The 14,677-nt window shown below is 54.7% G+C and carries 12 protein-coding genes; 7 read left to right on the forward strand and 5 right to left on the reverse strand.

Annotation, left to right across the window (positions count from 1 at the left end):
- A partial coding sequence (gene argC, locus ACIQ2T_RS07015; RefSeq protein WP_397590195.1) for an N-acetyl-gamma-glutamyl-phosphate reductase occupies positions 1–815 on the forward strand: 815 nt, incomplete at its 5' end.
- A gap of 61 nt (positions 816–876) precedes the next feature.
- On the opposite strand, the gene map is transcribed toward argC, so the two are convergent.
- Positions 877–1,704, reverse strand: coding sequence for a type I methionyl aminopeptidase (map, locus tag ACIQ2T_RS07020; protein ID WP_397590196.1), 828 nt, complete (start codon positions 1,702–1,704; stop codon positions 877–879).
- 62 nt (positions 1,705–1,766) lie between these two features.
- Here map and ACIQ2T_RS07025 point away from each other — a divergent pair, with 62 nt between their 5' ends.
- Positions 1,767–2,525 carry a competence/damage-inducible protein A gene (locus ACIQ2T_RS07025; RefSeq protein ID WP_397590197.1) on the forward strand — a complete coding sequence of 253 codons (759 nt, stop codon included), beginning with the start codon at positions 1,767–1,769 and terminating at the stop codon, positions 2,523–2,525.
- Positions 2,526–2,584: 59 nt separating this feature from the next.
- A complete protein-coding gene (locus ACIQ2T_RS07030) occupies positions 2,585–5,458 on the forward strand; it encodes a M16 family metallopeptidase (RefSeq protein ID WP_397590198.1) in 2,874 nt (957 codons plus the stop codon).
- A 24-nt stretch (positions 5,459–5,482) separates the two neighbouring features.
- Here ACIQ2T_RS07030 and hslU read toward each other — a convergent pair whose 3' ends face one another.
- From hslU to galE, 3 genes are read right to left on the reverse strand one after another with little or no spacing between them, the layout of a single operon-like run.
- On the reverse strand, positions 5,483–6,787 hold the full coding sequence (hslU, locus tag ACIQ2T_RS07035; protein WP_397590199.1) for an ATP-dependent protease ATPase subunit HslU: 1,305 nt from the start codon (positions 6,785–6,787) through the stop codon (positions 5,483–5,485).
- Between the two features lie 47 nt (positions 6,788–6,834).
- Entirely contained in the window at positions 6,835–7,401 is a 567-nt protein-coding gene (gene hslV, locus ACIQ2T_RS07040; RefSeq protein WP_397590200.1) for an ATP-dependent protease subunit HslV, read from the reverse strand.
- Positions 7,402–7,445: 44 nt separating this feature from the next.
- Entirely contained in the window at positions 7,446–8,450 is a 1,005-nt protein-coding gene (gene galE, locus ACIQ2T_RS07045) for a UDP-glucose 4-epimerase GalE (RefSeq protein WP_397590201.1), read from the reverse strand.
- A gap of 289 nt (positions 8,451–8,739) precedes the next feature.
- Here galE and ACIQ2T_RS07050 point away from each other — a divergent pair, with 289 nt between their 5' ends.
- A complete protein-coding gene (locus ACIQ2T_RS07050; protein WP_397590202.1) occupies positions 8,740–9,567 on the forward strand; it encodes a carbon-nitrogen hydrolase family protein in 828 nt (275 codons plus the stop codon).
- Positions 9,568–9,588: 21 nt separating this feature from the next.
- Entirely contained in the window at positions 9,589–9,804 is a 216-nt protein-coding gene (locus ACIQ2T_RS07055) for a hypothetical protein (RefSeq protein ID WP_397590203.1), read from the forward strand.
- On the opposite strand, the gene ACIQ2T_RS07060 is transcribed toward ACIQ2T_RS07055, so the two are convergent.
- Entirely contained in the window at positions 9,801–11,351 is a 1,551-nt protein-coding gene (locus tag ACIQ2T_RS07060) for a CpaF family protein (RefSeq protein ID WP_397590204.1), read from the reverse strand. The genes ACIQ2T_RS07055 and ACIQ2T_RS07060 overlap by 4 nt on opposite strands.
- A 166-nt stretch (positions 11,352–11,517) precedes the next feature.
- Here ACIQ2T_RS07060 and ACIQ2T_RS07065 point away from each other — a divergent pair, with 166 nt between their 5' ends.
- Positions 11,518–12,396, forward strand: coding sequence for a DMT family transporter (locus ACIQ2T_RS07065; protein ID WP_397590205.1), 879 nt, complete (start codon positions 11,518–11,520; stop codon positions 12,394–12,396).
- Positions 12,397–12,465: 69 nt separating this feature from the next.
- Positions 12,466–14,677 (forward strand): DNA polymerase I (polA, locus tag ACIQ2T_RS07070; protein WP_397590206.1); only part of this gene is annotated, 2,212 nt, incomplete at its 3' end.

The following is a 14,677-nucleotide window of genomic DNA, read 5'->3' on the forward strand; positions in this document are numbered from 1 at the left end:
CCGCCGCCAAGCGCGAAGCATTGAACGACGCCGATTTCGTCATCCTCTGCTTGCCAGATGATGCCGCGAAAGAGGCGGTGGCCATGACCACGTCCAGCCACACCCGAATCATTGATGCATCGACCGCTTATCGCGTGGACCCCAACTGGGCTTATGGCTTTGCCGAGTATCGCATTGGCCAGCGCGAACATATTGCGTCTGCGCGATGGGTCAGCAACCCCGGTTGCTACCCCACCGGATTTTTGGGCCTCGTCGCGCCATTGGTGGCCGCTGGCTTGATCCCTGCCGACTGGCCGTACACCGTTAACGCGGTGTCGGGCTATTCAGGTGGCGGTAAGGCGTTGATACAACGGTTCGAAGGTGACGGCGCGGACATCGGCTTTCGCACTTACGGCCTCGACCTTGCCCACAAGCATGTGCCCGAAATGCAGGTTCAAGCCGGCCTTGCCTACGCGCCCATCTTCGCACCCGCCGTCGTTCGCGCCTTTCGCGGGATGATCGTCGAGGTGCCTTTGCCGTTGTTCGCGATGCCAAAGACTGGCAGCGCAGATGCATTGCGCGCCGCGCTCGCTGCGCATTATGCGGAGTCACCAGTGGTTACTGTACATACCGAAGCCGCACCATCCGAATTGCTGATGCACGCCGACCAAGCGCCGTCCGACCGGCTTGACCTTTATGTGCTGGCGTCGCCCGACGGCTCGCAAGTGCGGTTGCTGGCGATGCTCGACAATCTCGGCAAGGGCGCAAGCGGCGCAGCGGTGCAGAACCTAAACATCATGGCGGGTTTGGACGAGACGGCTGGGTTGCGGTTGTAACCCGATCTCAACCAAACACCTCTGACGCGTTCAGGTGTCTCAATGCCTGTGCCCCAAAGCCTTAATAAGGCGGCTGATCAAAGCCCTTGGGGCTCTTGGTAAAAATTTCGCAGCCGTCTTCGGTGATGCCGATGCTATGTTCGAACTGTGCGCTCAACGAACGATCCCGCGTTACCGCCGTCCAGCCATCGTCGAGGACTTTGCCTGCGGCCTTGCCGATGTTGATCATGGGCTCAATCGTAAAGATCATGCCAGGACGGATTTCTGGGCCAGTGCCGGGGCGGCCGACATGGACGATTTCGGGGGCGTCGTGGAATAATTGACCCAAGCCATGCCCACAAAAATCGCGAACCACACCATAACGGTGCTTTTCGGCGTGGGTTTGGATTGCATAGCCAATATCGCCGACACGGTTGCCGGGCTTGGCGGCTTCAATACCGAGCATGAGGCATTCATAAGTCAAATCGACCAAGCGCTTGGCCTTCACCGGCACATCGCCGACCAAGAACATGCGGCTGGTGTCGCCATGCCATCCGCCCAATTGCGGCGTGACGTCGATGTTGACGATGTCGCCATCCTTCAATTTCTTATCTGACGGAATACCGTGGCAAATGACATGGTTGATCGAAATACAGCAGCTATGCGTATAGCCGCGATAGCCCAAGGTAGCAGGGACTGCGCCGCCGCGCATCGTCATCTCGCGCACAATGTCATCAAGTTCTTCTGTACTTACGCCGGGCACGGCATGCGGCACCAATGCGTCGAGGATTTCTGCGGCAAGGCGTCCGGCCTTGCGCATACCGTCAAAGCCCTCTGACCCGTGCAATTTGATAGTCCCGTCGCGGGCCTGCATCGCCTCTTCGGGCGTAACGCGTACATATTGTTCCATGCAGCCGATATAAGGCAATATTCCGCACTTTGCGAGAGGGTGAATTATGCTATCGCGTGCCTATGACAGAATCTCGCATCTACACCGCCGCCCTTGTTATCATTGGCGATGAAATCCTTTCTGGCCGGACACAGGATAAAAATGTCAGCCAAATTGCCCTTTGGCTGAATATTCAAGGTATTCGCCTAAAAGAAGTGCGCGTTGTCCCTGATGTTGAGGAATCGATTGTTGAGGCCGTGAACGCGCTTCGCGCGCGCAACGATTATTTGTTCACGACAGGCGGCATCGGCCCGACCCACGATGACATCACGGTGGACGCAATTGCGGCTGCATTGGGCGTAGAGGTTGTCATTCACCCCGAGGCAAGCGCAGTGCTGCATGCATATTATGAAACGCGTGGCGGCATCAATCCGGGTCGTTTGCGCATGGCGCGTGTGCCCGAGGGCGCTGAACTTATTCCCAACAAAATGTCGGGCGCGCCGGGGATCCGGCACGGCAACATCTTTATCATGGCCGGTGTTCCGCATATCACGGCTGGCATGTTGGACGCATTGACAGGCACGCTTGAAGGCGGTGCGCCCTTGTTGTCCCAACAAATCGGCTGCTGGGTCGCCGAAAGCGAAGTTGCCAAATTGCTTGGTGATACCGAAAAGCACCATGAAGGGTGCCAGATCGGTAGCTATCCGTTTTTCCGTGAAGGTAAGGTCGGCGCGAACTTTGTGGTGCGCACCACCGATGCGCATAAATTGGCAGAATGCGTCGAGGCGTTGCAACTTGGCCTACGCGGCTTGGGTTATGATACTGTCGATGGTGGAATTTAAGCCGAGTTTGTCGTCTCGTTCATGTGCGGTCAAGCTGCACGTCCCTTATGAGGAGTGACATGCGCACATTCTCCAATGCCCTCGCTTTTGCGGCCCTGCTGCTCTCTACACCCGCTTTTGCGCAAGCTGCGCCTGCCGCAACCAAGGTGGGCAAGCCTGCTAAGCAGCCCTGGTTGTATGAAGGCAGCGATGTCCCTGTCGATGACACATGGACCTTCGGCGTGCTGCCCAACGGTGTGCGCTACGCGGTAAAAAAGAATGACGTTCCGGCGGGGCAAGTCTCCATCCGCGTGCGGATTGATGCGGGTGCATTGCATGAGAATAACGACGAGCAAGGCTTTGCCCATCTCATCGAGCATTTGTCGTTCCGCGGTTCGACCTTTGTCCCCGATGGCGAAGCAAAGCGCATTTGGCAAAGGTTCGGGGTAACCTTCGGCAGCGACAGCAATGCCCAAACGACGCCGACGCAGACGGTTTACAAGCTTGATTTGCCGAACGCGACACCCGAAAAACTCGATGAGTCAGTTAAAATCATTTCCGGCATGATCCGCAATCCGCGAATTTCGCCAACAGCGCTGAATGCCGAGCGCGCCATTGTTCTGGCCGAATTGCGGGAAAATAGCGGTGCGCAGATGATTTACAGCGATGCTCTGCGCCAACATGCGTTTCAGGGACAGCGGCTGGCGAACCGCTCTACTATCGGAACGCCAGAAACGCTGCAGGCGTCAGATGCCATTCGACTGAGTGCCTTTCATGACCGCTGGTATCGCCCCGAAAATGCCGTCGTGGTGATGGCTGGCGACATGGAGCCAGCACAGCTTGCAAATCTGGTGCAGAAATATTTCAACGATTGGAAGGGCGTTGGCCCTCGCGCGCCCGAACCTCCGTTTGGCGATCCTTCACCGCAAGGCACACCTGTACGGGTGTTGATTGAGCCTACATTGCCGACGACGGTCAGCATTGCGTATTTGCGTCCTTGGCGCAAAGTGAACGACACCATTGTGTATAATGAGCAGTTGCTGGTCGACGCATTGGCGCTTCAGATCGTTAACCGCCGGCTTGAGGTGCAAGCGCGTAATGGCGGAAATTATCTGTTCGCCCAAATCGCACAGGAAGACATTTCGCGTACCGCAGATACGACATTGGTGTCGCTCACCCCCATTGGCGACAAATGGGAGGCGGCAACGCGCGACGTTCGCGCCATCATTGCGGACGCGACAACCACTGCGCCCTCGGTCGCGGACATTGACCGCGAGAAAACCTTGTTCGGTAATGCGCTTCGTACGATGTTGGACAGCTATCCCTTTGAAGCTGCGGCGAAACAGGCCGATGATATCGTGAATGCCGTCGACATTCGGGAGACAGTTGCTGCCCCAAAAACGGTCGTTCAAGTCTATGAGGGCATGAAGGGCAAGTTCACGCCCCAAAGGCTGCTGGCATCAACCCGGAACCTATTCATGGCCGACGTGACGCGGCTCATGCTATCTTCGCCTAGTTCCGTCCCCAACGCAGATAATCGCGCGCTAGCTGCGTTAAATGCGTCGGTCACTGCCAATAAAACGGCGCGATTGTCGGAAAACATGCTTGGCTTTGCGGCGCTGCCAAAATTGGGTGCGCCGGGGAAATTGGTAACTGAAGATACTGTTTCGCGGTTGCAGATGACCCGGCTTGAGCTGTCCAACGGTGTACGCGCATTGCTATATCCGAATAAGGCGGAGAGCGGTCAAATCCGAGTGCTCGTGCGTTTTGGCCATGGCTATCAGGCTGTGAATCCAGATCAGGGCGGGTTGCTATGGGCTGGGCCATTGGTCATGCCAGAAAATGGCATCGGTAAAATTAAGCGTACGGAAATTGATCAGATGGTCAATGGACGGCGGATTGAACTAAACTTTTCGGTCGACAATAGTGCTTTTCAATTTGCCGCAAATACGCGGCCGGATGACCTTGCCGACCAACTTACCCTGATTGCGACGAAGCTGGAGCATCCGGGCTGGGATGCCGCTCCGGTTGAACGTGCCAAGGCGCTGGCAACATCGGGCTATGCAAGCTTTGAAATGTCGGCAACGTCCGTGTTGCAACGCGATCTGGAGTATCTGCTGCACAACAAAGACGCGCGATGGAAGGCCGCTACCCCGGCTGAAGTTGCCAAAATCGATGCAGCTAAATTTGAATCTTTCTGGAAACCCTTAATGTCGCAAGGCCCAATCGAGGTCATGCTCTTTGGGGACTTTGACAAGGCCGCTGCGGTGTCGGCGCTTGAAAAAAGCTTTGGCGCAATGGCGCCGCGTGCGGAATTGGCAGTTTCAGCAGCGGCGCGTGATATGCATTTTCCAGCGCCAAGTTCGACCCCAGTGCGATTGACGCACCGCGGCGCTTCCGATCAGGCGGCGGCCATCGTGGCGTGGCCGACGGGTGGCGGCATAAACGGCATTAGCGAAGGCCGGCAGTTGGAAACATTGGCGGCGATATTCCGTGATCGGCTGTTCGAAAAATTCCGCGCCGAACAAGCGGCGAGTTACAGCCCTGACATGGCCGCCAATTGGCCAGTCGACTTTAATAGCGGCGGGTATCTCATGGCATATGCGCAGGTAAAACCTGCTGACGTTGAGCGCTTCTTTGCCTTTGCGGATGCTGTTGCGGAAGACCTTATCGCGTATCCCGTTAGCGCCGATGAACTGCAACGTGCTGTAGAGCCGACTAAGCAAGCGATTGAGCGTGCCGCGTCCGGCAATACATTTTGGCTAAATCAGCTCAAGGGCGCCACATATGATCCCGAACGGTTTGTGGCGTTGGGTAAGCTCTACAGCGACTACAACAGCGTAACGCCGGCCATGTTGCAAACTCTGGCGAAACGCTATTTTGTGAAGGACAAGGCTTGGAAACTTGTCGTAGCACCGCAACAGGGTCTTGGAGCCGTGACCGAAGCCCGCTGATATCAAAGCAAATAGCGGCTTACGTCAAAGCACATATTTCGACAGGTCAGTGTCCTTGGCGATGCCGGAAAGCTGCTTACTGACATAAGCGGCGTCGATCTTGAGCGTTTCACCTTTACGGTCCTCGGCATCAAAACTGATGTCTTCAAGCAGCTTTTCCATCACGGTTTGCAATCGCCTTGCACCGATATTCTCCACCGTCGAATTCACGTCGAACGCAATGCGCGCGATCGCGTCGATGGCATCATCAGTGAATTCCAGCGTAACCTCTTCGGTGGCCAACAATGCCTTATACTGCGTCGGCAAATTGGCCCGGGTTTCCGAGAGAATACGAACGAAGTCGGCATGCTCCAACGCGCGCAGTTCAACGCGGATGGGCAAGCGGCCCTGTAATTCAGGCAGCATATCGCTTGGCTTGGAGATGTGGAACGCACCAGACGCAATGAACAACACATGGTCGGTTTTCATCGGGCCATATTTGGTGGCGACAGTTGTGCCTTCAATCAATGGCAGCAGGTCGCGCTGAACGCCTTCGCGGCTGACGGAGCCTCCGCCCCGCGCGTCCGACACAGCAATCTTATCAATTTCGTCAAGAAATACGATGCCATTGGCTTCCGCGTCGGCAAGTGCCACGCGGTTGACGTCATCTTGGTCTAGGCGCTTTTCTGATTCTTCTTCGACCAGCTTGGTCCAAGCATCGGGTACTTTCATCTTGCGGCGTTTCAGATTGTCCTTGCCAAAGGCTTTACCCATCATTTCGCCAATATTGATCATGCCGACATTGCCGCCCATGCCTGGAATTTCCATGGGCATGTTGGGGGCATCGGAAACTTCAATTTCGATTTCCACTTCATCCATATGACGGTCGCGGATTCGTTGACGGAATGCTTCGCGTGTGGCTTCGCTGGCGGTATCACCTGCCAGCGTTTTTAATATCCGTTCCATTGCTGCGGCTTCTGCGGCTTCACGCACAACTTCGCGGCGGCGTTCTTTTTCAAGGCGCACGGCTTCTTCGGCCAAATCGCGTGCAATTTGTTCTACATCGCGTCCGACATAGCCTACTTCGGTGAATTTGGTGGCCTCCACCTTGATGAAAGGCGCATCGGCAAGTTTTGCCAGACGGCGGGAAATTTCGGTCTTGCCGCAACCCGTGGGGCCAATCATCAGGATGTTTTTCGGCGTCACCTCGTCACGCAAATCAGCACCAAGGCGTTGGCGGCGCCAACGGTTGCGCAGTGCAACCGCGACGGCACGCTTTGCGTCTGCTTGGCCAATGATGTGTTCGTCGAGTGCAGCCACAATGGCTTTTGGGGTGAGTGCGTTTTTCATTACTGCCTAGATGGGAAGTTGCAGTTGGCGTTCAAGTGACCGGAACGTTATTGCGCGCTTGCCAGCGTCTCGACGGTCAGCTGGTCGTTGGTATAGACGCAGATTTCCGCCGCAATCTTCATCGCATGCCGCGCCATTTTCTCGGCGTCTGCCTCATAATCGGCGAGCGCGCGGGCGGCTGACAAAGCATAATTACCACCCGACCCAATGGCAGCAATGCCGTCATTCGGTTCCAGCACATCGCCATTGCCAGTGAGGATCAACGTCACGTCCTTATCCGCAACGATCATCATTGCTTCCAAGTTGCGCAGATATTTGTCGGTACGCCAATCCTTCGCCAGTTCGACCGCAGCGCGCATCAATTGCCCGCGATGCTGCTCAAGCTTGCGTTCCAACCGCTCAAACAGGGTAAACGCATCGGCAGTCGCACCTGCGAAACCGCCGATAACTGAACCATCGTGCAATTGCCGAACCTTCTTGGCATTTGGCTTCATAACCGTCTGGCCCATGGATACCTGACCGTCGCCAGCAATGACGACTTTGCCGTTTTTGCGGACAGATAGGATGGTGGTGCCGTACCAGGTCACCGGATTTGCGTGAGAATGTGTTTCCATGGCAACGGATATGGGAAACATCCGCACAAAGCGCAAGTGAGCGCTTATGCGGTCTGAATATCCGTCAGGCGCCGTTCCCAAGCGAGTGCGTGTTGGACGATCTGGTCCAAGTCATCATATTGCGGCTTCCAACCAAAATGCTGCTTAATGGCTGTATTGTCGGAAATAAGTGCATCTGGATCGCCGGCTCTGCGGCCTTCCATCTTGCGGTCCAGTTTATTGTTGGTCACGCGATCTACGGCATCGAGTACTTGCATGACCGAATAGCCATGGCCGTATCCGCAATTAAGTGTGTGGCTGCGGTCTGGATCAGCCACGAGCGCCTCAAGCGCAATTACATGCGCCGATGCAAGGTCGCTGACATGAATATAATCGCGCACGCCGGTTCCATCTTCGGTGGCGTAATCGGTGCCGAATATACTGACGCTTGCGCGTTTGCCCAAAGCCGCTTCCACCGCGATTTTCAGCAAATGGGTGGCGCCAACGGTCGACTGGCCCGTCCTGCAATGCGGGTCCGCGCCAGCAACGTTGAAATAGCGCAAGGCGCAATAATTGAAATCATGCGCTGCGGCGACATCGCGCAACATCATTTCGGTCATCAGCTTTGACGTCCCGTAGGGGTTGATGGGCACAGTTGGCATGTCTTCACGCACTGGGCTCGATTCGGGGATGCCGTAGGTTGCAGCAGTGGACGAAAATATCATATGCCGAACGCCGCCGGTAACGGCCGACTGAATAAGGCTTCTGCTTTTTGCGGTGTTATTGTTGTAATATTTTAGCGGGTTTTCAACTGACTCCGGCACGACAACTGATCCAGCGAAGTGCAAGATGGCGTCAATATTCTGCTCGCTGATGATTTTCTGCACCAGTTCGCCGTCGCTGATGTCGCCTTCATAGAAAGTCGCTTCATCTGCAATTGCCCAGCGAAAGCCCGTCACAAGGTTATCAATAACGATTGGTCGATGCCCAGCATCCAGGAGGGCCAGCACCGCATGGCTACCAATATATCCCGCACCGCCCGTAACCAGCACATTAAACTTCTTAGTCATTGATTTTTTCCGTATCAAAGGCTGTCGCTATACCGTCGATGACAGCAATAGCAGCGATAGATAATTTACTGAAACACATCATTGGTTTTCTTAATTACTCCATGATATCAGTCTGGTAATGGGTCCGTGCAATGTTGCGGGGCGTTTTCAAGTATGAAGCCTTGCTGTTAGACAGATTATCAATATTTCTGTGCATGTTGCATATTTCTTAGATAGCTGGGAGGGCATTGAAAATGCATTCAAAAAATTCACGAGCTATAAGATTCCACAAAAATAGGCGTAACGTTTTATGCGGATAGCCTTGCATCAAATGACCAGCGGCATTGATCCGGAGCGTAATGTTTTGGCCATGGTCAATGCTATCACGCGGTCTGCCGAAGCGGGGGCCGCGATGTATTTCGCACCCGAAATGTCTATAATGATTGATCGCGACCGGGTTCGCGCGCGGCCGCATTTGGCAGCCGAAGCGCACATGGCGGCGTTGGCGAGATTATCCGACTGCGCATCGCAATATGGAATATGGTTGCATCTTGGGTCGATACCCGTTGTCCATGAAAATGGTCAAAAGCTTGCAAACCGCACCATCATCATTGGCGCAGATGGCAAGATTAAGGCCCGATACGACAAGATGCACTTGTTTGATGTCAATTTGGACACGGGGGAATCTTGGAAGGAATCCGCGGCCTATGCCGGTGGAGACCAGCCCGTGGTCATCCATACTCCGCTTGGCCTCATGGGCCTTGCAATCTGCTATGACATGAGATTTCCTGATCTGTTTAGCGCCTATGCCAAATCCTACGTGGATATCATTACCTTGCCTTCGGCGTTCACGGTACCCACCGGCCAGGCGCATTGGCATAGTATTTTGAGGGCGCGGGCCATTGAAAGCGAAGCATTTGTGATCGCCGCAGCCCAATGCGGGCTCCATGAAGATGGCCGCCAAACCTATGGACACTCGCTGGTCGTTGATCCGTGGGGAAAAATAGTCCTTGATATGGGTGCAACCCCTAATCTTGCGTTTGTGGATCTGGATATGGGTACAATCGCTGAGGTCCGAAAGCAGATCCCAGTTCATGTGAACCGTCGTATAATCCCGACCCCCTTTATCGCTGGCTAAAACAAGGCTACGGGGCCGCGGATGGATTGGATTGAAAAATTTGCCTGGCAGGACCATTTTTGGACCGCCGCCGCGCTTTTGTCGGCATCAATGGTGTTGGTCAGCAGCCTTGCGGATCGCCGCCGCCATAAACGCGTCAATATCGAAGATGTCGGCTTCGTCCCTTGGCCGATTATAACTTTGCTTTCCGTACTCGGCACCGTTTTGGCTGCGGCGCTGGCTATTAAAGGGCTTTAACCCAAGCAGGCTTCTAAAAATGGCTGGTCGAAACCAAATTGCCGTGCCTTTTCGAGAGTGTATGGCCGGACGCCGCCTGCGACCCATTCGCCGTGGATTTTGCCGTCTGCATCTTCTTCGCCATATTCAAATTTGAATAGATCCTGGGTAACAATAACGTCACCTTCCATGCCAATTACTTCAGTGATCTGCGTCGTTCGGCGTGAACCGTCGCGCAGACGTTTTACCTGCACGATGAGATCGACGGATTCAGCTATCTGTCTTGAAATGGCTTCCTTCGGTATCTTGATGTCGCCCATGAGGATCATGTTTTCCATGCGCCCAAGACATTCGCGCGGATTGTTGGCGTGCAGCGTACACATGGATCCATCATGGCCAGTGTTCATGGCGGCAAGCAAATCGAAACACTCCGCGACGCGAATTTCGCCCAAAATGATGCGGTCTGGTCGCATACGCAGGGCGTTCTTCACAAGGTCGCCGATCGTAATCGCACCATCGCCTTCAAGATTTGGTGGGCGTGTTTCAAGCGGTAACCAATGTGGTTGCTGAAGCCGAAGTTCGGCGGCGTCTTCGATCGTTAATACGCGCTCGCCAGGATCAATCATCTTGGACAGGGCGTTGAGCATGGTGGTTTTTCCTGAACCGGTGCCGCCCGAAATGACGATGTTCATCCGGCTCGCGCCCGCAATTTTGAGCGCAGTCGCCATGGCTTCGTTCATGGAACCAAAGCCCTTTAACATATCAATGGTAATCGGCTTTTCGGAGAATTTACGAATGGAGATAGCGGTTCCGCGCAGTGACAAGGGCGGCACAATGACGTTGACGCGACTGCCGTCTTTTAGGCGCGCATCGGCAAGCGGGGTGGTCTGGTCGACGCGGCGACCCACTTGATTGACGATCCGCTGTGCAATCTGAAATAAATGTTCTTCATCGCGAAACTGAATCGGCGCGATTTGCAGCTTACCCTTTTTTTCGATGTACGTCTGAAGCGGGCCGTTGACCATGATATCGGTGATATCCGGGTCGCTTAGTAATTCCTCAAGCGGCCCAAATCCCAGTAACTCGTCGACCAGAACCTTTTCCAGTGCAAATTGCTCGCGCCGGTTCAGGGTAAGTTTAAGTTCTGCCAGAACCTCAAGAATGACTGGCCGGAATTCCTCTGTCAGCTCTTCTTTGTTTAGCGAAGCTGCGGCCTCGGGGTCCACACGCTCAAGCAAGCGCGGAAGCACCTGTTCCTTGATCTTATGGACCGAAGCTTCGAAGCCCTGCGGGCCGTCATCAATAGGCGCAGCGTTGTTCGCGCGATCAGACAGACGGCTCATAGCCTCCTGCATCGACGTTTGTGGAATTATAGCATTGCCCGACAGATCTACCGTTTCAAGTGTTGGAAATTGTGCGCCGCTGCCAGCAGGCTGCATGTAATCGGGTTGCGGCTGCAAAACAGGCTGTTGTTGGGCAGCTACCATTCCGCTACCCCGCATAGGGCGGGCCACGCCAAATGATGGACGTCCCACAGATAAGCCTGATTTTTTTCCAAATGCGTTCACGCTAACATGCTCCGATAGCCCTTGGTCGTCACCACATTGCTGCTATCTGGAAATGGTGAATAAAATAGTAATGGTGATATCGTTTATTACCCCCAGGCCATGGTTTCTGAAGCTTTCTATTCCGACAAAACCTAACTAAGTGGATGCAGCAAAAAGGGAATTGTACGTGTTGTCATCTTCGGCCCGGTCGGGCCTTTTTTATGCACTTTGTGGTTTTGCATTGCTGACCTTGGGGGATGCGATCATTAAAACAATCGCCGGCGCGTGGCCAGGAACCGCGGTAGCCGCGCTGCGGTACGCGGTGGGTGCTTTAGGCCTTGGTACTTTGCTTTTCGTCAAGCAAGGACGGCAGGGCTTTGCGATTCCCATGCCGAAATTTCAGCTTCTGCGAGGGTTTGCTGTTGCAACGGCGACCATTTGTTTCTTTTCATCGATTTTCCTGATGCCACTGGCGGAGGCTACGGCCATCGGTTTTACGAGCCCCATAATTACCGCCGTTTTGAGCTTTATCATCCTGCATGAGCGGACGAATGCCACAAAGTGGTTGGCCACTATTATTGCATTTGGCGGTGTGCTGTTGATCATGCGACCGAATGTAGAAGAGCTTGGCTGGGCTGCTTTACTTCCGCTGGCCTCGGCATTTGCCATGGCGTTGGTGATGATCGGAAACCGCAAGGTGGCTGGTGCCGGAACGCCTCTACTCATGCAGTTTCTTGTGGCCTCGGTCGCCGCTCCAGTGATTATCACCGCGGCCGTTGCGGGCCATTTTTCCGGGATCCCTGCGCTGCACGTTGGCGTTCCCGACTGGACAATCATTGCGCGCTGCTGTGTTGTGGCCATAACCGCAAGTTTTGGGCATTGGCTGATTTTTATGGGTACGATGCGCGCATCGGCCGCAGAAATCGCTCCGATGTCATATGTTCAATTGTTGATTGCGCTGGTCGTTGGCATTCTTGTTTTTGGCGACTGGCCGGATGTTACGTCCCTCCTTGGGTCAGGTATCATAATCGCTAGTGGCCTCCTTTTGCTGCGCAAATCGCGCTAAATCCTGCGTCAGCACTGACGTAACAAATTAGCAAAAGACTTGGCCAAAACGGGCTGCTATCGCACCGTCATGTCTGATCAAAAGCATCTCTACCTCGTTGACGGCTCCGCCTATATTTTCCGGGCCTATCACCGGCTGCCGCCGCTCACCAACAAGCATGGTGAACCCGTTGGTGCAGTCTATGGCTATACCACGATGTTGTGGAAGTTGGCGGATGACCTCAACCAAGCTGATGGTCCAACGCACATGGCGGTGGTGCTGGATAAATCCAGCCAGACCTTCCGCAACCGCATTTACGACCAGTATAAGGCGCATCGTCCCGACCCGCCGGAAGACCTAAAGCCGCAATTTCCCATGATCCGCGATGCAACGCGCGCGTTTTCGTTGCCGTTGATCGAAGAGGATGATGTCGAAGCCGATGACATGATCGCAAGCTACGCCAAGGCTGCATGTGCCGCAGGCTGGCATGTCACCATCATCAGCAGCGATAAGGACCTGATGCAGCTTGTGGAACCCTGCATCGACATGTTCGACACCATGAAAAACGAACGAATCCGCGCCGAAGAAGTGCATGAAAAATTTGGTGTTGGCCCGGAAAAGGTTGGCGATGTGCTCGCGCTCATGGGCGATAGCGTAGATAATGTGCCGGGCGTACCGGGCGTTGGCCCAAAGACCGCGACCAAGCTGATTCAGGAATTTGGCGATCTGGAAAGCGTCTTGGCCGCGGCACCCGACATGAAGCCATCCAAAATGCGCGATAACCTCATCGAGCATGCAGACAAGGCTCGGCTGTCTAAAGTTTTGGTCACGTTGAAAGAAGACTGCCCGCTGCCGATTGCCATTGAAGACATGGTTTTGGGTGCGATTCCGGAAGAGCCTTTGGCCGAATTTTTACAGCATCACGGGTTTAATTCCCTGCTGAAGCGCATTGGGCATGTTGCGAACACCGCCGCTGCCAACAAGGCGATTGCGGGCAACCCCAAGGCGACGAACGCCGGCGACGGCACCGAACGTGCGCCGGTAACAGGGGCGTCGGCTGTGCCTGCGCCGATGCCAAAGATCGACGTTTCGGCTTATGAATGCGTGACAGACATATCGCGGCTGGACCATTGGATCACCCGCGCCCGCGAAACCGGCACGCTTGGCTTTGACACCGAAACCGACAGCTTGCAGGCGGCGAGTGCGAACCTCGTTGGTCTAAGCCTCGCAGTAGCGCCCGGTGAAGCCTGTTATGTTCCGCTGGCGCATGGCGGGACCGATATGTTTGCCGAAAAGCCGGTGCAAATCCCTATGGAGGCGGCGCTAGCCAAATTACGTCCGCTCCTGAGCGATCCAAGCGTTCTGAAAATCGGCCAGAATTTGAAATATGATATGTCGGTGGTTGCGCGATATGATGTTCAAATTGCCCCATATGACGATACTATGGTGATGAGCTTTGCACTGGACGCAGGGCGTCAGTTGCATGGTATGGATGAGCTTTCAAAGACGCATCTCGGGCATGAATGCATTTCGTATAAAAGCGTCACTGGCACTGGCAAAAGCCAAATAGGCTTTGCAGCGGTACCGCTGTCGGATGCCACCCGCTACGCAGCAGAAGACGCCGATGTCACATTGCGGCTTTGGTATCATCTCAAACTGCGGCTGAGCCCCGAAAAAGCGACCAGCGTTTATGAACTGGTAGACCGCCCGTTGGTGCCTGTGCTCTCGCAGATGGAATGTGCTGGCATAAAGGTAGACCGCGCCGCCCTTGCGCGCCTGTCGTCCGAATTTGCCACGCAAATGGAAGTGTTGGAAAAGGAAATCCACGGGCTGGCCGGGCAACCTTTTACCATTGGAAGCCCGCAGCAATTGGGCGACATTCTGTTTGGTAAAATGGGCTATAAGGGTGGCAAAAAAGGCAAGTCAGGGCAATATTCGACTGACGTGACGGTGCTTGAGGATCTTGCGGGACAGGGTATCGAGATCGCGCGCAAGGTGCTGGACTGGCGCCAGCTTGCAAAGCTTAAGTCCACCTATACAGACAGCCTGCAGCAGCAGATTGACCCGAAAACAGGTCGCGTACACACGAGCTACAGCCTTGTGGGCGCGCAAACCGGGCGACTGTCGTCAACGGACCCCAATTTGCAGAATATTCCTATTCGAACCGAGACGGGACGTCAGATAAGGGACGCATTTGTCGCGGAACCCGGCAATGTCATATTGTCTGCCGACTATAGCCAGATCGAACTGCGCCTTGCCGCGCATTTTGCCGATGTGGCGCCGTTGCGCGATGCTTTTGAAA

Origin of the sequence: Sphingorhabdus sp. (genome assembly GCF_044357595.1) — a bacterium.
Lineage (GTDB): Bacteria > Pseudomonadota > Alphaproteobacteria > Sphingomonadales > Sphingomonadaceae > Sphingorhabdus_B.